The 21,637-nt window shown below is 66.2% G+C and carries 19 protein-coding genes; 12 read left to right on the forward strand and 7 right to left on the reverse strand.

Annotated elements, in window-relative coordinates; genetic code table 11:
- The 5 genes from M1D97_RS03225 to M1D97_RS03245 are packed head-to-tail and all read right to left on the reverse strand — an operon-like array spanning position 1 to position 5,496.
- Positions 1–789, reverse strand: coding sequence for a 2,3-dihydro-2,3-dihydroxybenzoate dehydrogenase (locus tag M1D97_RS03225; RefSeq protein WP_456269317.1), 789 nt, complete (start codon positions 787–789; stop codon positions 1–3).
- The gene (locus M1D97_RS03230) at positions 786–1,655 is read right to left on the reverse strand and encodes a siderophore-interacting protein (RefSeq protein ID WP_456269318.1); all 870 of its coding nucleotides are present in this window, start codon (positions 1,653–1,655) and stop codon (positions 786–788) included. The genes M1D97_RS03225 and M1D97_RS03230 overlap by 4 nt, the downstream gene beginning before the upstream one ends.
- A complete protein-coding gene (locus tag M1D97_RS03235; RefSeq protein WP_456269319.1) occupies positions 1,652–2,548 on the reverse strand; it encodes an isochorismatase family protein in 897 nt (298 codons plus the stop codon). The genes M1D97_RS03230 and M1D97_RS03235 overlap by 4 nt, the downstream gene beginning before the upstream one ends.
- Before the next feature lie 39 nt (positions 2,549–2,587).
- Entirely contained in the window at positions 2,588–4,291 is a 1,704-nt protein-coding gene (locus M1D97_RS03240; RefSeq protein WP_456269320.1) for a (2,3-dihydroxybenzoyl)adenylate synthase, read from the reverse strand.
- Positions 4,291–5,496: an isochorismate synthase gene (locus tag M1D97_RS03245; RefSeq protein ID WP_456269321.1), complete on the reverse strand. Its 1,206-nt coding sequence runs from the start codon at positions 5,494–5,496 to the stop codon at positions 4,291–4,293. The genes M1D97_RS03240 and M1D97_RS03245 overlap by 1 nt, the downstream gene beginning before the upstream one ends.
- A 231-nt stretch (positions 5,497–5,727) precedes the next feature.
- On the opposite strand from M1D97_RS03245, the gene M1D97_RS03250 reads away from it, so the two are divergent.
- The 5 genes from M1D97_RS03250 to M1D97_RS03270 all read left to right on the forward strand — a co-directional run bounded on the left by M1D97_RS03250 (position 5,728) and on the right by M1D97_RS03270 (position 12,295).
- Positions 5,728–7,494 carry an IucA/IucC family protein gene (locus M1D97_RS03250; RefSeq protein WP_456269322.1) on the forward strand — a complete coding sequence of 589 codons (1,767 nt, stop codon included), beginning with the start codon at positions 5,728–5,730 and terminating at the stop codon, positions 7,492–7,494.
- A gap of 30 nt (positions 7,495–7,524) precedes the next feature.
- Complete coding sequence (locus tag M1D97_RS03255; RefSeq protein WP_456269323.1) at positions 7,525–8,379, forward strand: GNAT family N-acetyltransferase; 855 nt, start codon at positions 7,525–7,527, stop codon at positions 8,377–8,379.
- The gene (locus M1D97_RS03260) at positions 8,379–10,313 is read left to right on the forward strand and encodes an IucA/IucC family protein (RefSeq protein WP_456269324.1); all 1,935 of its coding nucleotides are present in this window, start codon (positions 8,379–8,381) and stop codon (positions 10,311–10,313) included. The genes M1D97_RS03255 and M1D97_RS03260 overlap by 1 nt, the downstream gene beginning before the upstream one ends.
- Before the next feature lie 21 nt (positions 10,314–10,334).
- Positions 10,335–11,633, forward strand: coding sequence for a lysine N(6)-hydroxylase/L-ornithine N(5)-oxygenase family protein (locus tag M1D97_RS03265; protein WP_456269325.1), 1,299 nt, complete (start codon positions 10,335–10,337; stop codon positions 11,631–11,633).
- Positions 11,634–11,812: 179 nt separating this feature from the next.
- On the forward strand, positions 11,813–12,295 hold the full coding sequence (locus M1D97_RS03270) for a hypothetical protein (RefSeq protein ID WP_456269326.1): 483 nt from the start codon (positions 11,813–11,815) through the stop codon (positions 12,293–12,295).
- Here the strand turns inward: M1D97_RS03270 and fhuF are convergent.
- Positions 12,286–13,035: a siderophore-iron reductase FhuF gene (fhuF, locus tag M1D97_RS03275; protein ID WP_456269327.1), complete on the reverse strand. Its 750-nt coding sequence runs from the start codon at positions 13,033–13,035 to the stop codon at positions 12,286–12,288. The two genes, M1D97_RS03270 and fhuF, sit on opposite strands and share 10 nt — an antisense overlap.
- A gap of 154 nt (positions 13,036–13,189) precedes the next feature.
- On the opposite strand from fhuF, the gene M1D97_RS03280 reads away from it, so the two are divergent.
- The 7 genes from M1D97_RS03280 (at position 13,190) to M1D97_RS03310 (ending at position 20,574) form a co-directional block, all read left to right on the forward strand.
- Positions 13,190–13,867: an HAD family hydrolase gene (locus M1D97_RS03280; RefSeq protein ID WP_456269328.1), complete on the forward strand. Its 678-nt coding sequence runs from the start codon at positions 13,190–13,192 to the stop codon at positions 13,865–13,867.
- A gap of 6 nt (positions 13,868–13,873) precedes the next feature.
- The gene (locus M1D97_RS03285) at positions 13,874–14,743 is read left to right on the forward strand and encodes a LysR family transcriptional regulator (protein ID WP_456269329.1); all 870 of its coding nucleotides are present in this window, start codon (positions 13,874–13,876) and stop codon (positions 14,741–14,743) included.
- Positions 14,744–14,953: 210 nt separating this feature from the next.
- Entirely contained in the window at positions 14,954–15,697 is a 744-nt protein-coding gene (locus tag M1D97_RS03290) for a formate dehydrogenase accessory sulfurtransferase FdhD (protein ID WP_456269330.1), read from the forward strand.
- 84 nt (positions 15,698–15,781) lie between these two features.
- Positions 15,782–18,070, forward strand: coding sequence for an FdhF/YdeP family oxidoreductase (locus tag M1D97_RS03295; protein WP_456269331.1), 2,289 nt, complete (start codon positions 15,782–15,784; stop codon positions 18,068–18,070).
- A complete protein-coding gene (locus M1D97_RS03300; protein ID WP_456269332.1) occupies positions 18,070–18,369 on the forward strand; it encodes a hypothetical protein in 300 nt (99 codons plus the stop codon). The genes M1D97_RS03295 and M1D97_RS03300 overlap by 1 nt, the downstream gene beginning before the upstream one ends.
- 196 nt (positions 18,370–18,565) lie before the next feature.
- Complete coding sequence (locus M1D97_RS03305; RefSeq protein WP_456269333.1) at positions 18,566–20,215, forward strand: amidase; 1,650 nt, start codon at positions 18,566–18,568, stop codon at positions 20,213–20,215.
- Positions 20,212–20,574, forward strand: coding sequence for an I78 family peptidase inhibitor (locus M1D97_RS03310; RefSeq protein WP_456269334.1), 363 nt, complete (start codon positions 20,212–20,214; stop codon positions 20,572–20,574). Before M1D97_RS03305 ends, M1D97_RS03310 begins: the two co-directional genes overlap by 4 nt.
- Positions 20,575–20,581: 7 nt before the next feature.
- Here the strand turns inward: M1D97_RS03310 and M1D97_RS03315 are convergent, their stop codons facing one another.
- On the reverse strand, positions 20,582–21,598 hold the full coding sequence (locus tag M1D97_RS03315; protein WP_456269335.1) for an acyltransferase family protein: 1,017 nt from the start codon (positions 21,596–21,598) through the stop codon (positions 20,582–20,584).
- Between the last annotated feature and the right edge of the window lie 39 nt (positions 21,599–21,637).

Here is a 21,637-nt window from a genome sequence, read left to right on the forward strand (position 1 = left end):
TCAGCGAATGCCCAGCGTGGCGCCGCCGTCGATGCGCATGTCATGCATGGTGATATGCCGCGCCCGGTCAGAGAGCAGAAAGCGGATCGCTTCGCTGACGTCTTCAGGCTCGGCAATGCGTTTCAGCGGAATGCCCAGCTTCCACCCCGCCAGCGAACCGCGGATGACGTTGTCGCGCCCGCTGTCATCCGCCCACATGCCGCGCTGCATGTCGGTATCGGTGGAGCCGGGGGAGACGATGTTGCAGCGTACGTTGTGTTCGGCCATTTCCAGCCCCAGACAGCGCACCAGCTGATGGGTGGCCGCCTTGGAGGCGCAGTAGGCGCCCATCGCCTGGCGTGGCGTATCGGCGGCGTTGGAGCCGACCACCACGATGGCGCCGTGTTCACGCTCGGCCATCCGTCGCGCCACGGCGCGGGTGACGTTAAAAACGCCGGTGGTGTTCACATTCAGTGCGTGCAGCCACTGCGCATCGGTGAGTTCGGTGACCCGGCCCATCTGCAGTACGCCCGCGACATGGGCCAGCCGCGTGATGGGGGTGTACGCCTCGATCGCCTCGATGGCGGTCTCCACCGCGGTCGAGTCACCGACATCCACCACCTGCGTGCTGACCCGCTCGGCGCCGAATGCCTGTTTGAGCCGGGCGGCCGTGTCGGAGAGCGTCTCGGCAAGACTGTCCAGCAGGGCCACGCTGGCACCTTCCTCGAGAAGATCGCGAGCCAGCGTCGCCCCAATGCCGCGGGCGGCGCCGGTAATGACGATGTGTTCGCCTTCAAACTCGCCGCTCATTTGAGCTCATCCATGATGCGGTGACGCTCCTGATGATAGCGCTCCTCGTTCCAGCAGTGGCGCCAGTAGGGCACCGCATAGAGCTGACGTTTGGTCAGACCGCGGATGCCCATCAGGTGCTCGCGCAGGGAGAGCACCGCCGAGTTTTCGCCGCCCACCCAGGCCGAGACGCTGCCGGACTCGGGGAAGTCCATGGCGCGTACGGCATCGACCTGCAGCGTCGACAGGCACGACGGCATGTCACCGCGATAGAGCCAGTGCACTTCCATGCCCGGCGGATGCGTCAGCGCCTGGCGTTCGGTCTCATCGGTCACCTCGATCAGCACCACGCCGCGGGCCTGCTCATCCATCTCTTCAAGCAGGGCGCTGATGGCGGGCAGGGCGGTCATGTCGCCGGCAATCAGCGACCAGTCGGCCGGCGGCAGCAGCGGGTTCGGCCCGCCGGGGCCGCTGATACCGATCATGTCGCCCGGCCTTGCGGCCAGCGCCCAGCGCGAGGCCGGGCCTTCATCGCCGTGGGCGACGAAGTCCACGCTCAGTTCGCGACGCTCGGCGTCGAAATGACGCACGCTGTAGGTGCGGGTGATCGGCTTCTCCTCGAGCGCCGGCCAGACCACGCCGGCCTCGGTGAGCTGCGGCAGCACCGGGGCGCTTTGATGTGCCAGCGGCAGAAAGACCTTGATGTGGCCGCCGCCGCGGTGGGCGGGGAAGCCTTCCAGCGCCTCACCACCGAGCACGATGCGGATCATGTGCTCGGTGATGACCTCGCGACGCACCACTTCCAGCAGCATCGGCGGGCGCTTTTTGCCCTTCGGGGGCGGGGCGGTCTGAGCCGCCTGATTGGCAATCATTTCAGCGGCACTCATGCGCTGACTCCCTGACGGTTGAGCAGTGCGACCCAGTCGATAATGGTCGGCGCTTCGACCAGATCCATGAAGCTGACATCAAAGCCTTCCCGGCGCAGTTCCTCGACGAACGTCATCATGCGCATCGAGTCCAGTCCGTAGAAGAGCAGGTTGTCATCAGCTGGTATGTCTTCGGCGCTGACGCCGGCCAGCGTGGCTACCCGCCGGGTCAGCGCGGCCTGCGTCATGCCGGCTTCGGTTTGCCGGTCGCCCTGTGTGGCGTCGAACGCTTCCAGGGCCCGGGCGCTGGGGATGACCACGCCGCAGCGGCCGGCCACGTAGTCAAGCGCCATGTCATGACGGGCGCGCGAGAAATCGGCCACGCCGTCGGTAAGCATGAAGCACTGCACGTCCTGCATGAAGCCTTCCAGTGCCGTGGCCAGACAGCCGATGTGGGCATAGACCCCGCCGATGATGAGCTGGTCGCGGCCCCGGTCGCGCATGCGCTCGCGCAGGTCGCTGCGCTGAAAGGCGCTGTAGCGCCATTTGGTCAGCACCACATCCCCTTCCTGCGGGGCCAGTTCATCCACCACCGGATACTGCTCGGGATGCGCCGGCAGCCCTGGGCCCCAGAAATCGTTGAGCAGGGCGCGATCATCATCGGGCTGGTCGGTGGGCTGGGCGGTATAGACCACCGGCACGCCTGCGGCGCGGGCCGCTGCGATCAGCGCGGCCAGATGGTTGACCACTTCGGGAATCGGCGCGGCGCTTGCGTCATACTTGTCCAGAAAGTAGCGCTGCATGTCGTGGATCAACAGCACGGCGCGCGCGGGGTCGACCTGCCAGCTGACCCGGTTGTCGGGCAGTTCGCTGGTGGCGGGCAGTGAATAGCTCGCGATGGCGGGAATGGCCATGATACCTCTCCTGTAATCCTTCAGCGCCGCGGGCCGGCGTCAGTCGCCCGCGGATGCATCGTCGGCGAACCAGTGCGCCTTGAGCGTCTGGCGCAGCGCCTTCTTGCTGATCTTGCCCACCCCGGTCTGCGGGAAGGCGTCGAGAAACTCGAAGCGCTCGGGCACCTTGTAGTTGGCAAGGCCCCGGTCGCGTAAAAAGCGGGCCAGTACCATCGGCTTCGGCGTCTCCCCGCGGGACACGACAAAGGCGCAGACCCGCTCGCCCAGATAAGGGTCGGGCATGGCCACGACCGCCACGTCATGGACGCTGTCATGCGCCAGCAGCTGGTTTTCGACCTCCTCGGCGGCCACCTTCTCGCCGCCGCGGTTGATCTGGTCCTTGTCACGCCCTTCGACAATCAGATAGCCATCCGGTGTCATCTGGACGCGATCACCGGTGCGATAAAAGCCCTCACTGGTGAAGGCGCGCCGGTTGTGGGCGTCTTCCGGTTCCTCGCCGCCGGCGGGGGCGACGAAATAGCCCGGGATGGTATAGGGGCCGCGGGTAATCAGATGGCCCACGCCGCCCGGCGGCACGGGCTGATCGTCGTCATCGACCACCAGCACCTCATCCAGCGGTGACATCGGATGCCCCTGGGTGGTGTTGATCAGCTCGATGGGGTCATCCAGGCCGGTGTAGTTGACCAGCCCCTCGGCCATGCCGAAGACCTGCTGCAGCCGACAGCCCAGCGTCGGCGCCACGCGGCGTGCGGCCTCGCTGACCAGTTTCGCCCCGCCCACCTGCAGAATGTCGAGATTCGACAGGTCGGCGCGGGCATGGGGCGCGCTGTCGAGCCACAGCATCGCCAGCGGCGGTACCAGCGAGGTCATGGTGACCCGCTCGCGCTCGATCAGCGCAAAGCACTCATCCGGGCTGGGGCGTGGCGCAATGACCAGTCGGCCGCCGCCGAGCAGCACGCCCAGAAAGCCCGGCGAGCTCATGGGAAAATTGTGCCCGATCGGCAGCGCGATCAGATAGACCGTATCAGGCGTGACGCTGCAGGCGCGATTGCTCTCGCGCAGGCTGTAGTGATAGTCGTCATGGCGCCGCGGAATCAGCTTGGGCACGCCGGTGGTGCCGCCGGAGAGCTGGAAAAAGGCCAGGTCGTGGGCGCTCGGGACATCCTCGACCGGCGCGCCCTCATGCTTGTAAAGCGTCTCGAAGGCGGTGAACTCTTCGGCCTCGCCGCAGACAACGACCTGCTCGAGCGTGGGCACCGCCTCACGCACCTCGCGGGCCATGGCGCGGTAGTCAAAACCGCCGTTGCGATCGCAGATGATCAGCGCGCGCGCCGTGGCGGCGCGACAGAAATGCTCGACTTCGAAGCGGCGATGCGCCGGCAGGGCGAAGATCGGCAGGGCGCCGAGGCGAAAGAGGGCAAAGCAGGCCACCACGAACTCGTGGCGGTTGGGCAGCTGCAGGACCACCCGGTCGCCGCGCTCGATCCCCGAGCGGCGCAGGCCGCGGGCGAAGGCGTCCACGCGGGCATCCAGCTCGGTGTAGCTTAAACGCAGGTCATGATCGACCAGCGCTTCACGGGGGCCGTGCTCACGGGCGAGACGACGCAGCATGGCGCCGAAGGTCTCGTCGAGCCAGCAGCCGTGGTCGCGATACAGGCGCTGGCGCTCGAGCGGGTAGTCCGGGCAGCGCGAGACGATCTCGTCAAGCGTGGCGCGCCGGGTCGGTGTCGGGGTTGTCATCATCAAACCGTCTTGTTCGTTGCGTCGTCGTAATCCAGGCCCATGGCACCCAGCATGGTCCGCATCTTGGCCGCCGTTTCTTCCAGCTCGCTGCGCGGGATCGAGCCCGGCACCACGCCGGCGCCGGCGAACACGCGCACGTGATCGGGGGCGAGTTCGGCGCAGCGGATGGCAATGGCCCATTCGCCGTCGCCCGTCTCGTCACACCAGCCGACCAGCCCGGTGAAGTAGCCGCGCTCGAAGCCTTCCAGCGTTTTGATCGCCTGATGGGCGTCCTGCCAGGGCGCGCCGCACACGGCGGGCGTAGGGTGAAGGGCGGCCGCCACGCCCAGCGAGGTCAGGCTCGGATCGGCAAGCTCGCCTTCAAGCGTGGTCGAGAGGTGCCACATGCGGTCGGTGGCAATCACCTCCGGACCGTCCGGCACGTCCAGCGTGCGACACAGCGGGCGCAGGGCGGCCACGATCGCCTCGACGACCAGCGCATGCTCGCGCCGATCCTTGTCGGAGACGCGAAGTCCCTCGGCGCGGCGCTGGTCCTCGCAGGCGTTGTCGTGACGCGGAATGGAGCCGGCCAGCGGATTGGCGATCACCCGATGGCCCTCGCGACGGATCAAAAGTTCCGGGCTGGCACCGACCAGGCTGCGGTCCTCACCGGTCGGCAACGCGAAGTTATAGCCCTGCGGATTGATGCTCAAAAGGCGCTTCAACAGCGCCCGGGCATCCACCGGCGCCTGAGTCTGGACGCGCAGCGATCGGGCCAGTACCACCTTGTTGAGCGCGGTGGTGTCAAATTGTTGCAGGGCGCTCTCCACGGCGCGACAGTAGTGCTCGGGCGCCGGCTCGGGCGTGATCGAGCGGGCCGGTGTCTCGAGTGGGGCGCTGTCCGGAGGCCGACTCGAGGTGTCGGGCGCGGCGCGCAGCAGCTCTGCAGGCACGACAAGGCGGGCGCTGTCAGCGTGATCGAACGGGATCAGCCCCATGATGACGGGATCCATATGGCCCTGTGCCCGGGCGGTGCTGAAAAGCTCACGGGCGGTGTCATCCAGCGTCTGCGCCCGGGCATCGCGGGTCTGACGCTGATGGGCCACGCCGCGTCCCAGCAGGGTCGTGGCCGGTGAAGAGAAAAAGGCATCATTCGGTTCGAGGCCCTCGAGCAGCCCGCAGGAAGCCCGGGCAAGCGATAACCGGGAAGGGAACGGCTGATTCACGTTGACTCCTGACAAGTCGCGTTGTCAGTGGACGGGCACCGGAAGCGGGCCACCGGTGCGGTAACAGAGCGTCACTCTAGCCCAAATGAGAAACATTATCAAAATCATTCGTGCTGAAAACGCCGTCCCGGTCGATCCGTCAGGACGCCCGGCGCAGGCGCTGTCACGATCGACTATGCTTGCTGCCACATCAGAACATGGCGGTCATTGCCCCGTTATCAGGAGTGCTCGATGCAGGACCTTCCTCGCCACCCAACGCCCGACACCGAGTGGGCCGACCGGCTGGCGGCGACCAGTTTTTTCAACGCGTTGCTGCGCGAGACCGCGCACTGGTGGCTGGAACGTCACGACGGTGACGAGATGGCCGTGATTCCTCTGACGCCCGCGCGCGAGCGCTGTCTGCGCGTGGCTCTCGGGCATCGAAGCCTCTCCGGGCGCTGCCGGATCCGCCTGCCCCTGCGGCTGGCCACGCCGGACGGCCTTCAGACCCTCTCTCTTGAGCAGGCCGTCGACGCTTTGCTGGCAAGCCCCTGGCTTTGTGAGCACCCGCTGGTGGGCCGGCTTGATGCCGTGCGGCGCGAGACGTTTTTCAAAAGCGTCATGGGCAGCCGCGATACCATCGCCGCGGCGCTTGCCGGGCGCGATGACCTGGACCATCTCATGACCGGGCCGCTTGGCTTTCTCGAGGCCGAGCAGGGGCTGCTGGTCGGCCATGACTTTCATCCGGCGCCCAAGTCGCAGGCGCCCTTCAATGACGCGCAGGCGCGGGCGTATACCCCCGAGCACCGGGCGAGCGTTTCGCTGGTCTGGTGGGGCGTGTCACCGACGCGGGCGGTGGGCGATTCCAGCCGTGAACCTGCGGCCGCCGCGTTGATGTACGATCTGCTGCCGGAGACGCTGGCCGAGCGACTGCCGGTGGGGTTTAGTGCGCTGCCCATGCACCCCTGGCAGGCCCACTTTCTGCAGGCGCGCGAGGACATCGCCGCGCGGATCGAGGCCGGGGAACTGATCGTGCTGGGCAAGGAAGGGCAGGACAGTGACACCGCCCGGCGCTGGTACCCGACCTCCTCGCACCGCTCGCTCTACTGCGCGCAGGCCGACTGGATGGTCAAGGGCTCGCTGTCGGCGCGGCTGACCAACTCGCTGCGGGTGCTGCACGGCGATGAGGTGATGCGCGGCCTGCGGCTGGATCGCTGGTGGCCGACAGTGCGCGAGGATATCCGCGAGCACTTTCACCTGATGCAGGAGCCGGCCTGGCTGGGCTGGAAAACCGCTGACGGCGACATCGACGAGGCAAGCCTTGCGCTGTTGCGCGAAAACCGCATTGCCGGCCCCGAGTCGCCCAGCGTGGTGCTCGCTACCCTGACCCAGCCGCTGGGCGAGGAGACGCTGCTGGCCTGCAGCGTCCGGCGTCTGGCGGCGCTTGAGGGTATCAGCGAGCGTGAAGCGGCGCTTGTGTGGTTTGATGCCTTCTGCGAGCGGGTGCTGTCGCCGCTGATCCGGCTGGTGGTCGAGGAGGGCATCGTGCTGCTGGCCCATCAGCAGAACATCGTGGTGCGCCTGGACCGCGAGCGCCCGGTGGGAGTGGACTATCGCGACTGCCAGGGCAGCGGTGTCACGGACCATTTCATGACCCGTCATCCCGGGGAGAGCGTCAGCCGGGACCATCGCATCACCGAGGCCATGCTCAAGCGCTATTTTCCCTACTATGTCATCGTCAATTCGACCCTTGCGGTGACCGCGGCGCTGGCCGAGGCGGACCTTGTTGACGAGCCCGCGCTGATGGCGCGGCTGCGCGATCATCTGGCGGCGCTGCGCCGCTGCTGTGACGATGGCGATCCCGCGCTGCTGGATCACCTGCTGGAAGCGAGCACGCTCGAGGTGAAAAGCAACTTCTTCTGCTATCTGGCCGGCATCAACGAATCCACACTCGATGACCCGGCAAGGATTTATCTGGACATGCCCAATCCGCTGCTGATTGAGGCGCCAGCATCCTGACCCATGACCCTGATATCGCGAGACACCACCATGTCCAGCCGTGACGATCTGTCGACCAGCGAGACACTGGCGCCCTCACAGACGCGAGCGCTTGTGGACGCCATCGATCACCACTTTGCCACCCACCCCGAGTGTCGCCTGCTGACGCTGGATGATGCCTGGCGCGCCGATCCCCACTGGTATCCGCTGTGTCAGGCGCTGGGGGCCCCGCGGGTGCTGCGGGAAAGCTTCTATCAGCGCCCGTGGCAGTGGCTCAAGTCCGACTACGCCGCTCAGCCCTTCGAGATCGAGCGCGGGCTGCCAAAGCGGCCGCCCAAACCGCGGGGCGTGGTCTATGAGCGTTTTGATCCGCGCCTGGAAAGCCGGCTCACCCTGCGCGTCTGCGAGCACGCACGCGACCTGGACCGCCTGCACGGCTGGATGCAGCGCGAGCGGGTGGCCCGCTTCTGGCAGCAGAACAAGCCGCATGACGCATTCAGTGACTGGCTGGACAAGCGGCTGGCCGAGCCGCACCGCCTGTCGCTGATGGCCGAGCTGGACGGCGAGGCGTTCGGCTATTTCGAGCTCTACTGGGCTCCCGAGGACGTGCTGGGCGACTACTACGCCTGGCAGGCCTTCGATCGTGGCCTGCATGTGCTGGTCGGCGAGGACAATTTCCGCGGCGAGCGTTTTGTCGATGCCTGGCTTGCCGCGCTGCAGCACTACGCCTACCTGAGCGAGCCGCGCACCGAGCGTATCGTGCTGGAGCCCGACGCCGGCAACGAGCGTATCTTTCGCCATCTCGAGCGGCTGGGGCTTTTCAGCCTGCGCGAGTTCGATCTGCCCGACAAGCGCGCCATGCTGGTCATGGGCAGCCGTCATCACTTCTTTGGACAGGTGATGTGATGTCGGTCGGGTCCCTGTCATCGATTCTGCCGCCGCAGCTTGCCGCCATCGACCCTGACGAAGCCATCCGCCGGCACTGGGCGCGCGCCAATCGCGCGCTGATCGTTAAAATGATCAGCGAGCTGGCCTGGGAGCAGGTGCTGCTGCCCGAGGCCGATGGAAACACCGAGAGCGCAAGCGACAGAAAGGGCTGGCGGCTGGATATCGAGGCGGTCTCCGATAAGAACCGGAGCACCTCGGCCGACAGCCGTGCCTGCGGACGCTGGCACTTTCAGGCCACCACGAACCTGTGGGGGCAGCTTCTGATCGATGCCGACAGTCTCGCCGGCCCGGAAGCCGCCGGCGGGATGCCGGAGGCCGCCGAGTTTCTGCTGGCGCTGGCTCCCGGCATGGGCATGAACGATGCCCAGCTGGCCGAGCATCTGGAGGATCTCTACAACACCCTGCGCGGCGACTGCTATCTCATCGAGGCGCACCAGCGTCTGGGCGCCGACGCGGCGATCCGGCTTGCCGAGCCGCAGCGCCAGGCCGTGCTCGATGGCCACCCGAAGTTCTTGTTCAACAAGGGGCGGCGCGGCTGGGGCGAACAGTCGCTTGAGCGCTACGCGCCGGAATACGGCCACCCCTTTCAGGTCGAGTGGCTGATGGTGCGCCGTGAGCGGCTCAAAAGCAGCCGCATGGCGATCGATGAGGCCACACTGCTGGACAGCGTGCTCGATCACGATCAGCGCCGTGCCCTGCTGGCGGCGCGCGATGGCAAGTGTGCGGTGCTGGGGGAGAAGGCCGAAACCTTCGCCCTGATGCCGGTGCACCCGTGGCAGTGGGCGCGCATGCTCGCCATGCTGCATGTCGGCGATATCGGCCGCGGCGACATGGCCTGGCTGGGCGCCTTCGGCGATCACTTCGTGGCCCAGCAGTCGCTGCGCACGCTGACCAACGCCAGCCGCCCGGGGCGCTTTGATCTCAAGCTGCCGATCACCATCATGAACACCTCCAGCTATCGCGGCATTCCAGGGCAGTACATGCTGGCCGGGCCCGCCGCTTCCCACTGGCTGCAGGCGCGCGCCGACGATGACGACGAGTTTCGCCGTGCCGGCCTCGAGATTCTGGCCGAGCCGGCCTCTGCCGTGGTCGAACACGACCAGTACGGCCGCCTCGATGAGGCGCCGTATCGCTTTCGCGAGCTCTGCGGGGTGATCTGGCGCGAGGGGCTGGCCCCGCGGGTGAGCGACAATGAGCAGGCGCTTTTGATGTCGGAGCTGATGCAGTGCGACGGTCACGGCCGGGCCTGGCTTGCCGCCTATATCGAGGCCGCCGGCATTGATGCCGAGCAGTGGCTATCGCGCATGTTCGAGGTCACGCTGATCCCGATGTATCATCTGATCTGCCGGTTCGGGGTCATCATCATTGCCCACGGGCAGAACCTGACCCTGATCCTGCGCGATGGCGTGCCGCACCGGCTGGCGCTCAAGGACTTTCAGGGCGATCTGCGCCTGGTCGACGAAGACTTTCCCGAGGCCCGTGACCTGCCGCGCGAGCTGGTGGAGGCGACCGTGCGCCTGGGGCCGGAAAAGCTGATTCACGATCTGCAGACCGGCCATTTCGTGACGCTTTTGCGCTTTGTCGCGCCGCTGGCCGAGCAGGCCGGTGTGAGCGAAACGCGCTTTTATCAGCTCTGCGCCCGTGCGCTGGAGGCCTATATGGCGCGCCACGATGAGATGCAGGCCCGCTTTGATCTGTTCAGTCTGTTCAAGCCGCGCATTCTGCGTCTGGGCCTCAACCGTTCGAAGTTTCTGCATGCCAATGACAGCTCAGCGGCACGCATGCTGCCGGACATGGATCATCTGATCGACAATCCGCTCTATCACTGCCTGAGCGACGATGACCCGCTGCGCCACCACGGCGAGTCGGCACTGTCGCGTCAGGGCGCCTGACTATCCGAGATATTGCCCGACATGGCTGACACCCCCGAGCTTCTGGATCTGGCCGGTATCGGCGCCGGTCCGTTCAACCTGAGCATCGCCGCACTGGCCGCCGACCGTCTGCCCCGGCTGTCCACGCGCTTTTTCGACCGCCAAAAGCGCTATGCCTGGCATGAAGGCATGATGCTGCCGGACACGCATCTGCAGACCGGCTTTCTCAAGGATCTGGTCACCGCGATCGACCCGACCAGCCGCTGGTCGTTTCTCAACTATCTGGTCCAGCACCGGCGCTTTTACCGCTTTTTGAACGCCGAGCTCTCCACGGTGTCGCGCGCGGAGTTTTCCGACTATCTGCGCTGGGCCGCCGAGGGGCTGGACAACGTCTGGCTGGATCACAGCGTGCGCGAGATCGACCACGACGGCGAACATTTCTGCCTGCGCACCGATACCCGCACCTTCCGCGCGCGCCATCTGTGTCTGGGCAGCGGCAAGGCGCCCTGGCTGCCGGACTTCGCCCGCGAGCATCAGGGCGAGCACTGCCTGCACGCCGAATCGATTGCCTGGCGCGCGCGCGATTTCACCAACCAAAGGGTGGTGATCGTCGGCGGCGGGCAGAGCGGGGCGGATATCTTCATCAACGCCCTGCGCGGTCACTGGGGGCCACCGACATCGCTGAACTGGCTGTCGCGCCGGCGCAACTTCCAGCCGCTGGACGAGACGGCGTTTACCAACGAGTACTTCACGCCCGGCTATACCACACAGTTTGTCGAGCTGGACGAGGCGGTGCGCCGGCGGGAGGTCAGCGCCCAGAAATACGCCAGCGATGGCATCACGCCGGCGGCCCTGACCGAGATCTACCAGACCCTCTATCACCGCTTTGACGTGATGAACGAGCCGCGCTGGGCGCATCTGCTGCCCCACCGTGAGGCGGTCAACATGACCCGTCACGGTGACGCCTTCGTGCTGGAGGCGCGCCACGGCACGACCGGGGGGCTCGAGCGCTTCGATGCCGATGTGGTCATTTTCGCCACCGGCTTTGAGTCGATGCTGCCCGGGTGCATGGCGCCGCTGGCCGATCGGATCGGACAGGATGCGCGCGGCGAGCCGAGCATGGGACGCCATTTCATGCTCGACTGGCAGGGCGGCGGCGACAGCCGCATCTACGCCGTCAACGCCGGGCGCACCCGCTATGGCATCGCCGAGCCGCAGCTGTCGCTGATGGCCTGGCGCTCGGCGGTGATTCTCAACCACCTCAGCGGTGAAACACACTTTGATCTGGAGGATGATCCGGGTCCGATCGCGTGGTCACCGCAGGGAGACGGATCAGCATAACGGCAAGATATTGCCCGAACGGCCAGGGCATACTGTGCCCCTGCCGGCCCGGGCGCCGGCGTATTGCCGAGCGCGGGCACCGCTGAACCAGGTCGTCGGCACTGGTGTCCCATTGGGGCAGGGCGGCCGGACAGATGATTCCGGGCCGGATACCATCGATCAGACAGGACATGAGGACCATGAACAACCAGACGTTGCGCAAGCGAGCGATCGTGATGTGGGCAGTGGTGTCACTGCCGATTCTGTGGCTTTTTGCCGTGATTACCAGCCCGGCCTTCGGTATCTTTCAGGTCGTGAGCTTCGCGCTGCTGCTGGTCTCGGCCGCGATCACCTTCCATATCCTGACCGATATTGTCTGGCGCCGGGGCGTGGGCTACAGCCAGAACGACTTCTGGCAGCAGCTGGACAGGTCACTGCGTCGCGCGGTGGGCGGCTACGCCTTCTGTCTGGCGGCGGCGGCACTGTATGCCCTCTTCCAGAACGCCTTTGTGGCGGCCATCGCCTTTTTGCTGGCCATCTTCGGGGTCTGGTGGATTCTTGGCGGCATGCTGCACGTCATGGAGCAGATGTACGAAGAGGCGCTGAGCGCCCGCCGTGATGCCGGCACCGCGCGCCGTGAGCGCGTCGAAGAGACCGGCGAGCAGGACAATTCTCAGGCCTGAGCCGGCTGTTCGCTGGCCCGGGTTGTCTTGAGGCGCGGGCAGTTGCCGCACAGCTCCAGGCTGTCATCGAGATAGCGCAGACAGCACATGCGCCGACAGCGCCACGGTTCTGCCGTGCCGCTGTCGTCGACCACGTCGATATACTCCACCGGCCGATAGAAGGGGTTGCGCTGGCGGTCCGGCAGCTGACGCTGCGCCATCATGGCGCGGGCGCCGTTGATCTCGAAGGCGCTCGCCAGCCCCTGGCGTTCCAGCTCATTGACCGCAAATTCGAAATAGACCGCGGCGTTGCTCCACAGCACGCGGGGGGAGAAGTGTACCCGGCGGGCCAGCGCGTCGATCAGCGGGGTGAGATGGTGTGCGATCAGCGGGCAGAAGCGTACGCAGCCGTTGTCCAGACTGATGGTCCCTTCATGCGGCAGCACGAACCGCTCGGGCGTGCCGTCCGCGCCCAGCACCACGCCCATGTCATCGAGGCTGGTGGGCAGGTGCACGTCGCGGCAGAGCTCGATGACCGTAATGGGAATGATCAGCTGGCTCAGATAGTGCTTGGACCACTGTGTGGCCACTGCCCGGCGTTCGCAGGGGCCGTGGTGGTGGCTAAAGCGCGTCAGCACGCTGTCGAGCATGTCCTGTTCCAGCAGACGCCGCACGGGCATGACCCCTTCCATACCCGCCCGGCGACAGGTCAGGACCGCGCCAAAGCGCTCCAGCCGTTCATTGAACAGGGCGTCAAACATGACGGTCTCTCCGGCACTGCCGACTGCATGTGAGTCCGGCATTCATGTGTGAATGAGAATTATTCTAGCAATGAAACCGGGGCCGTGCAGTTGCTCGAGTGCACGTGTTGCTGGACCATGGCCTCTCCCTATCACCGTGACAGGAAGCGTCTGCATGCCATCATCCGGGAAGTATCGCGTTGTATTGTTTGATTTTGACGGCACGCTGGCCGATTCCGAGAGTGCCCACCACCGCGTGTGGAACGAGATTCTGGCCGAGCTTGGCAGCCACATCGATGATGAGGAGTATAAGCGGGAAAGCTCGGGCGTGCCGGTGACCCAGGAGGTCGAACGCCTGATCCGCACCCGGGGGCTCGATATCTCGCCGCAGGCGCTGGTGGATCGCAAGGTCGAGCGCACCGTGGCAAGTTTCACCGAAACGCCGATCGCGCTGATGGATCACGCCCTCGACATTCTCGAGTGGTGCCGGGCCCGTGGCATGGCCACGGCGCTGGTGACCGGCAGCGGGCGCGAGGAGATCGCCCCGACGCTTGAGCATTACGGCCTGGCCCGCTTTTTTGACCACGTCGTGACCCGCAATGACGTGACGCACTCCAAGCCCCATCCCGAGTGCTATCAAAGGGCCCTGAGCCTGTGCGGCAGCGAGGCCGGACAGGCAGTGGCCATCGAGGACACCTGCCACGGGGTGGACGCCGCCTGCGCTGCCGGCATCGACGTGATTGCCATCCCCAACGCCTACTCGCGCGGTCAGGACGTCAGTCGCGCCACGGCCCGGCTTGACCATCTGGGCCAGGCCCGCGACTGGATCGATGCGCGCCGCGCCGGGGCCTGACCCGGAATGGATCATCGACAGCTCGGCTTTCTGGTGGCGCTGGCCCGCGAGCGCCATTTCGGCCGCGCCGCCACGGCCTGCCACGTTACCCAGCCCACGCTGTCGGCTCGGCTCAAGCAGCTGGAAGAGGAGCTCGGCTGTGCGCTGATCATTCGCGGTCATCGCTTCGAAGGGTTCACCCCCGAGGGCGAGCACGTGCTCAGCCACGCCCGGCGCATTCTCGCCTCGCTCGATGAGCTCAACGCCGAACTCGACCCCGAAAGCCCGCCCAGCGGCCTGTTGCGGCTGGGACTGATCCCCTCGGCGCTCGGCGCCGTCAGCGGCTGGATCGTGCCGCTGCGCGAGCAGTACCCGGGCCTGTCGCTGCGGTTGATGGAGCGGGCCACCCTGCCGCTGATGCAGTCGCTGATGGAGGGCGATATCGATGTGGCGGTGGGCTATCTCGACGTGCCGGCGGCCGAGCCTTTCGTGGCGCGCCGACTCTATACCGAGCGCTATGCGCTGCTGGCGCGTGAAGACCGTTTTGCCCTGCCGGAGAGACCCGACTGGGCCGATCTTGGCGCCTATCCGCTGTGTCTGCTGACGCCGGACATGCAGCATCGCCATCGGGTGGATGTCCACGCCCGCCGCGAGGGCATCACGCTCTCGCCCGTGCTGGAGGCCGAGTCGATGGCGGCGCTCGAGCGGCTGGTCGAGCAGGGCGCCGGCGTGGGCGTGGTCGAGCAGCATAACCCTGCCGCAGGGCGCCATCCGGGGCTGGCCCACCGCCTGCTGCCGGCCACCGATGAGGACCCGCCGGTGGGGCTTTTGTGGCGCGCCGGTGCGCCGCCGTCACGGCGGCTGCAGGCACTGCTGGCGTGGCTGCGCGAGCCCTGAGCCCGCCATCCGGTGTCACGGCACAATCCGATGACACCGCCGGATTTGATAGACGCCCTCGATCAATTCATGCCGCTGCTCCATTGGAGCGCGCCGTAAACACGGCGTTACACTATGATCACTCGCCATCCCGCGCAGCGCGGCAGGCATCGATGCCCTGCGGGGCGCACTGTTGTCGCCATGTCCGCCTGCCAGAGGAGCCGTACTGCCATGTCACTTGATGATTACGAGGATGCGACCCGAACGCCTGCCGAGCAGCTCAACGGGCCGTCGGAGCTGCCGATCACGCTCTCCTTCAACGACACCGCCTACGCCTCGGTACTGGCCACGCCCGAGGCGCTCGAGCACTGGGCGGTGGGGTTTGCCTTCAGCGAAGGCATGATCACGCGGGCCTCCCAGGTCAGCGACATCACCACCGATCGCCTGCGCCACGGCGTGCGGGTACGCCTGAGCGTGCCGGCCCATATCGAGCGGCTGGCCGGCGAGCGCCGGCGTGTCACCTCGGCCTCCTCGAGCTGCGGGCGCTGCGGCAGTGCCGAAGAGGCGCAGATGATGGAGGGGCTGCAGCGTCTGCCCGCCAGTACGCCGCCGCCGCCGGCGCAGCTGGAAACCGCGCTCGAGCAGCTCTCCAGCGAAGGCCAGCCCGGGCTGCACATGGCGCTGGGCTTTGACGGTGACGGCCAGCGGCTCGGCACCGGTGTCGATATTGGCCGGCACAATGCGCTCGACAAGCTGATCGGTGCCTCGCTGACCGAGGGCCGGCCCATCTCGATGGTGCTGCTGTCGAGTCGCTGCAGCCTGGAGCTGGTGCAAAAGGCCGTGCGTGCCGGCATCCCGACGCTGGCCACGCTCTCTCACCCTTCAGCGCTTGCCGTCGATATTGCCCGCCTGTGTGCGCTGAACCTGGTCTGCTGCCATCGGGGCCGCCGCCTGACCCTGCTCAGCAGCGGCTGACCGCCGGCATCGCCCCGCCCGGGGTGGCCGGTTGCCCCTTGCCGTAACCCCCTTGTCCTTATTGTCTGCCATAAAGAGTTTTCCGTGATTCAACCCAGGGAACGCATTTTCGAGTACACCCACCCGGCCGCCGGCTGGGGGGCGCTGATCTCCGTCGGTCGGCATCTGCGTCACAGCCGTGCGCCACTGTCCAACGTGCGGGCGCTTTTGAAGCTCAACCAGCCCGACGGCTTTGACTGTCCGGGCTGCGCCTGGGGCGATCCCGAGCACGGCTCATCGTTCGAGTTCTGCGAAAACGGCGTCAAGGCCGTGACCTGGGAAACCACTGCCAAACGCGTCACGCCGCGCTTTTTCAAGCGCTGGTCGGTTTCCGAGATGAAGGACTGGGACGACTATCGCCTGGAGGACCAGGGGCGGCTGACCGCGCCGATGCGCTACAACCCGGAGACCGATCACTATGAGCCGATCGCCTGGGCGGATGCCTATCGTCTGATCGCCGATCGCCTCCGGGCGCTGGACCATCCCGATCAGGCGCTTTTCTACACCTCGGGCAAGGCGTGCAACGAGTCGGCCTGGATCTTTCAGCTGCTGGCCCGCCTGTACGGCACCAACAACCTGCCGGACTGCTCCAACATGTGTCACGAGGCCAGCGGTACGGGGCTTTTCGAGTCGCTGGGCAGCGGCAAGGGCAGCGTGCTGCTGGAGGATTTCGAGAAGGCCGAGGCGATCTTTACCTTCGGGCAGAACCCGGGTACCAACCATCCGCGCATGCTGGGTACCCTGCGCGAGGCGGCCGACAACGGCTGTCAGGTCGTGGCGTTCAATACGCTCAAGGAGCGCGGGCTGGAGCGCTTTGCCGACCCCCAGCGCAAGCTGGAGATGGCCACCGGCGGCAGCGGGAAGATCAGCTCGCTCTATCTCTGCCCGGCGCTGGGCGGCGACATGGCCGCCATTCGCGGCATGGCCAGGGTCGTGTTCGAACGCGATGACCGTGACGGCAACGTCATCGATCGTGATTTCATCGCGCAATATACCGACGGATTCGAGGCCTGGCGCGCCGTGGTCGAGGCCACGCCCTGGGCGGCGATCGAGGCACAGTCGGGGCTGAGTCGCGAAGAGATTACCGAGGCCGCCGAAGTCTATATTCAATCGAATGCCACCATCTGCGCCTGGGCGATGGGCATTACCCAGCACGAGCATTCGGTCGCCACGGTGCGCGAGATCGTCAACTTTCTGCTGCTTCGGGGCAATATCGGCAAGCCCGGCGCCGGCACCTGCCCGGTACGCGGCCACTCCAACGTACAGGGCGATCGCACCATGGGCATCTATGAAAAGCCTGACGATGCGTTTCTGGATGCGCTGGAGGGCTTCTACGGCGTGGCGATGCCGCGCGAGCACGGCCATGACACGGTCTCGGCCATCCGCGCCATGCGTGACGGGCAGTGCCGGGTGTTCATCGGACTGGGCGGCAACTTTGCCCGCGCCACCTCCGATACCCCCGTCTGCGAGGCGGCGCTCGAGCGCTGTGATCTGACGGTACACATGAGCACCAAGCTTAACCGCAGCCATCTGGTCACCGGCCGCGACGCGCTGATTCTGCCGGTCATCGGTCGCGTGGAGGTGGATCGCCGCGCCGATGGCCAGCCGCAGCTGATTACCGTGGAAGACTCGATGAGCATGGTCCACGGCTCGGCGGGGATTCACAAGCCGGCATCAAAAGAGCTGCGCTCGGAGATCGCCGTCATGACCGGCATCGCCCGGGAACTGCTGGGCAGCGAGGGGGTGGACTGGGACGCGCTTGCCAACGACTACGACCGCATTCGCGAGCATATCGCGGCGGTGGTGCCGGGCTTTGACGACTTCAACGCCCGCGTGCGTCAGGAGCGCGGCTTCTGGCTCGGCAATCCGGGGGCGCGGCGCGAGTTCCCCACCGGGTCCGGCCGGGCCGAATTCTCCAGCGAGCCGCTGCCCGAGGCGGTGCTGCATCAGACGCTGGCCCGACGCGAGGGCTGGATCACCCTGCAGACCCTGCGCAGCCACGATCAGTACAACACCACCATCTACGGCTACAACGACCGCTACCGCGGCGTGGAGGGGACGCGTCGGGTCATCTTCCTGAGCGCTCGCGACATGACGCGGCTGGGCGTGGCCAAAAACGACTGGGTCAACCTGATCGGGGCCAGCGATGACGGCCTCGAGCGTCGTGCCAACGGCTTTCGGGTGGTGGAGTACGACACGCCCGATGGCTGCGCGGCGGCCTACTATCCCGAGACCAACCCGCTGATCCCGCTGGACAGCGTCGGCATCAAGAGCAATACGCCCAATTCCAAGTCGGTCGCTATCCGGCTGGAAAAGAGCCAGCGGCTGGCCTGATGGATCTCGAACAGCTTTCTCCTGAGGCGCTGGCGCGCCTGGAGCAATGGCTCAAACGCTATCCCGACCTCGAGGGGCTGGAGGCGCTGCTGCTGGAACGTCTGGAAAGCGGCCGGGAGGCCGGACGAGCCCGGCTGGACAGCGGCCGCCTGGCGAGGGAGCTGAACATGGCGCATGCGCTGATACGCCGTGCGGCCTCGTCTCTCGAGGCGCGCGGGCTGATCGGGATCACCGAACGCCGCGGGGCCGGCCCGGGGCTGTGGCTGTCACTGGTCGATGAGGCGGTCGCCGACGCCTGAGACGTTGCCCCTGGGACTTTGCCGATACGCGCCGTCGCGACCCCGGGCATCACCGATCGTCCGCCACGCCTTGATGCCGAAGGCCTTGAGCGGGCACGATGCAGGCTTCCTGAACCAGACGTGTCCAGCACGTGGGGAGCACATGATGTCTCGGCTCGGAGACGGTCGGCGCCTTTGGTGGCGCACGATAGCCGGCATGCTGATGGGGCTGGCGCTGGCAACCTCGGCTGGCGCCGCCAGTGACGTTGACCCTCCGAAAGACCACGCCTCCCTGCATCTTGAACGCAGAACCCTGCCCGAGCTGCGCGACATGCTCGATCGCGGTGAGGTCACCGCCGAACAGCTTGTTCGCTTCTATCTGGCCCGTATCGGGGCGCTGGATGATCGGGGCCCCGCCATTAACGCCATGCTGGATCTGGCGCCCGGCGCCATTGCCCGGGCCCGCGAGCTCGATCGCCGCCGCGACGAGGGGGGGCACGGACCGCTCTACGGCATCCCCTTTGTGGTCAAGGACAATATCGACGTCAGGGGGCTGCCCACGTCGGGCGGCTCCATGGTGCTCTCGTACGCCTATCCCGAGGACAGCGCCCACGTGGTCCAGCAGCTGGAGCAGGCCGGCGCGATCCTGCTGGGCAAGACCAACATGACCGAATTTGCCGCCAGCTACGGGGATACCGGCTATAGCTCGCGGGGTGGCATTACCCGCAACCCGTGGCGACTCGATCGCAGCGTGCTGGGCTCGAGCAGCGGCTCGGCCGCCGCTGTGGCGGCCGGCCTGGCGCCCTTTGCGCTGGGCACCGATACCGAGGGCTCGGTGCGCGGCCCGGCGCATGCCACGGGGCTGGTGGCGATGCGTCCGACGCTGGGGCGGGTCAGCCGTGACGGCATCATCCCGCTGGCGATGTCCTTTGACACCCCGGCGCCGATGACGCGCACCGTGCAGGGCAACGCCTGGGTGCTGGCCGCCATGGCCGGTCGTGACGACGATGACGAAGCCACCTGGTTCAACGACCGCGCGCCGCTGGAGAACATCGAGTCCCTGTCGGTGCCGGCGTCATCCACGCCGCTAAACGGTCTGCGCGTGGGGGTGATCGAGCATCGCGAGGCGGGCAATCAGCAGATCGAGACGCACTTTGGCCATGCGCTGCAGCGTCTTGAAGCGCTGGGCGCCACACCGGTACGGGTCACGCTGGCGTCGCACTATCTCGACCTCTGGCCCGTGGCGGTAGGGCCGGTTCATCAGGCGGAATTTCAGCCCCAGCTGGAGCGCTACCTGCGCCAGTTCGATGAAGGCCAGCCCCGGACGCTCGAGGAGATCATGAAACGCTGCGAGGCGCTCAATCAGCATGCCGGGGATCACCCGCCGGTAACCCCGCGGCGGATTCGCGGCATGCAGTATCGCCTCGACAAGCGTCTGGAAGGCTCCCCCGAGTATCTGGACGTCGTATCGCGACGCATTCCCGAGCTTCGCGAACAGCTGTCGCAGTTCATGGCGGACAATGAACTCGATGCGCTGGTCTTTCCCACCGAGGCCTGTCCGGCGCCGCCGCTGGAGGCGGGCGAGCACCATGACTATGAATGCACGGCAAAGGCGCCGTTTGCGCTGGGTTACATCGCCTCGGCCACCGGATTTCCCGAGCTGACCGTGCCGATGGGCACAACCGACGCCGGCGTACCGATCAATCTCTCGCTGCTGGGCGGCGAGCGTCAGGCGGCAGCGCTGTATCGGCTGGGGCTGGCCTTCATGCAGGACATCGCCGATGATGACACGCTTGCGCTGCCCGCCATGGCGCCGCTGACGCTGTCCGGGCAGGCTACCGCCACTTCCCATCGGAGATCATCATGAAACACGCTCTGCTCACTGCGCTGGCCACGACGGCCCTGCTGGGACTGAACGGCTGCGCCTGGTGGGGCGGCGGCAGTGATGATGCGTCCTCCGCGCAGACCGACACCGCTTCCCCTTTACCGATAAACGATGATGCCGCTCCAGGTGAGGCGAAGCAGGCCTGTGGCGCCGATCGCCTCGACGCGCTGACCGGCGCCGGGCTCGATCAGGGCGTGCGTCAGCAGATCGTGGACCTGAGCCGGGCAGAGCAGTTTCGCGTGCTGGCGCCAAACACCATTCGCACCATGGAGTACTACCCGAGCCGTTTGAATGTCCATGTCGATGAGCAGGGCGTGATCCAGTCATTCGACTGTGGTTAGTTTCCCTTCAAGCAGTTTGCGGCGCACGACGCGGCGGCTTGAGCCGGGCGGCGAGCTGTTTCTCCAGCAGCTCGAAACTGACCCGGGACAACACGGCGATGATCACCACGCTGATGGCCAGCGTCAGCCAGATCGGCAGCCCCCAGTGCTCATACAGCAAAGCGTTGGCCAGCCACAGCACAATGACGTGGACCAGATAGACGGAGTAGGACTGATCGCCCATCCGGCGCAGGCTCTGAAAGCGCGTGAACAGTGGTTCCAGCCGGATCATGGCGATGACAAGCAGTGCCGCCGGCAGCCCCCAGACCCCCAGCCGCCAGGCGGACTGATCGGTAAAGCAGAGCATGAGCGTCATGCACCCCAGCGCCACAAGCCCCCAGGGCCAGCGCCTTGTGGCCGCCGGCAGCCTGCCGTGGCGGTACAGCATGCCCACGCCAAGGCCCAGCAGAAACTCGTAGATGATGGGGTCGGCGTAGAAGCTGCTGATCATCTCGAGGCGCGACAGCGCCAGATTGAGCAGCGCGATCATCAGGATCACGGCCCACAGCCTGACGCGCGGCGGCAGCAGAAAGGAGAGGGCGAAGACCAGATAGAACATCATCTCGAAATTGAGCGTCCAGCCCACCGGCAGGATGGGATAGTCGCCAAAGCCTGCCGGGTTTTCATTGGGAATAAAGAAAAGCCCCATGATCAGGGAGGGCAGGTCCAGTCCGTATTCCGGCATCCACTCGCTGGCAAAGAAGAGGATGGCGGCGGTTATGGCCGTATAGAACCAGTAGACCGGCACGATGCGCGCTGCCCGCTGCCAGAGAAAGCGCAGGGTCTTCATCGAACGGTCGGCGGTGGTGATGTAGATCACAAAGCCGCTGATGATAAAAAAGATATCCACCCCCATCTGCCCCCGGGTCGAGAGCAGGTGGCCGGCCGGGTTATCGGTATCAAAGCCGAAAAAGACCTGCATGACGTGGTGAAACACCACCAGCCAGGCGGCAAATGCGCGAAGCGCCTGTACGGAGACCAGCATACAACGTTTCCTGTCGGGCCATGGGCAGTGCGTCCCTGC

It is taken from the genome of Kushneria sp. AK178 (genome assembly GCF_053903105.1).

Excerpts from the sequence above, each read along its gene's own strand:
- M1D97_RS03225 (WP_456269317.1), bottom strand. The coding sequence starts at position 789 with ATGAGCGGCGAGTTTGAAGGCGAACACATCGTCATTACCGGCGCCGCC.
- M1D97_RS03230 (WP_456269318.1), bottom strand. The coding sequence starts at position 1,655 with ATGAGTGCCGCTGAAATGATTGCCAATCAGGCGGCTCAGACCGCCCCG.
- M1D97_RS03235 (WP_456269319.1), bottom strand. The coding sequence starts at position 2,548 with ATGGCCATTCCCGCCATCGCGAGCTATTCACTGCCCGCCACCAGCGAA.
- M1D97_RS03240 (WP_456269320.1), bottom strand. The coding sequence starts at position 4,291 with ATGATGACAACCCCGACACCGACCCGGCGCGCCACGCTTGACGAGATC.
- M1D97_RS03250 (WP_456269322.1), top strand. The coding sequence starts at position 5,728 with ATGCAGGACCTTCCTCGCCACCCAACGCCCGACACCGAGTGGGCCGAC.
- M1D97_RS03255 (WP_456269323.1), top strand. The coding sequence starts at position 7,525 with ATGTCCAGCCGTGACGATCTGTCGACCAGCGAGACACTGGCGCCCTCA.
- M1D97_RS03260 (WP_456269324.1), top strand. The coding sequence starts at position 8,379 with ATGTCGGTCGGGTCCCTGTCATCGATTCTGCCGCCGCAGCTTGCCGCC.
- M1D97_RS03265 (WP_456269325.1), top strand. The coding sequence starts at position 10,335 with ATGGCTGACACCCCCGAGCTTCTGGATCTGGCCGGTATCGGCGCCGGT.
- M1D97_RS03270 (WP_456269326.1), top strand. The coding sequence starts at position 11,813 with ATGAACAACCAGACGTTGCGCAAGCGAGCGATCGTGATGTGGGCAGTG.
- fhuF (WP_456269327.1), bottom strand. The coding sequence starts at position 13,035 with ATGTTTGACGCCCTGTTCAATGAACGGCTGGAGCGCTTTGGCGCGGTC.
- M1D97_RS03280 (WP_456269328.1), top strand. The coding sequence starts at position 13,190 with ATGCCATCATCCGGGAAGTATCGCGTTGTATTGTTTGATTTTGACGGC.
- M1D97_RS03285 (WP_456269329.1), top strand. The coding sequence starts at position 13,874 with ATGGATCATCGACAGCTCGGCTTTCTGGTGGCGCTGGCCCGCGAGCGC.
- M1D97_RS03290 (WP_456269330.1), top strand. The coding sequence starts at position 14,954 with ATGTCACTTGATGATTACGAGGATGCGACCCGAACGCCTGCCGAGCAG.
- M1D97_RS03300 (WP_456269332.1), top strand. The coding sequence starts at position 18,070 with ATGGATCTCGAACAGCTTTCTCCTGAGGCGCTGGCGCGCCTGGAGCAA.
- M1D97_RS03305 (WP_456269333.1), top strand. The coding sequence starts at position 18,566 with ATGCTGATGGGGCTGGCGCTGGCAACCTCGGCTGGCGCCGCCAGTGAC.
- M1D97_RS03310 (WP_456269334.1), top strand. The coding sequence starts at position 20,212 with ATGAAACACGCTCTGCTCACTGCGCTGGCCACGACGGCCCTGCTGGGA.
- M1D97_RS03315 (WP_456269335.1), bottom strand. The coding sequence starts at position 21,598 with ATGCTGGTCTCCGTACAGGCGCTTCGCGCATTTGCCGCCTGGCTGGTG.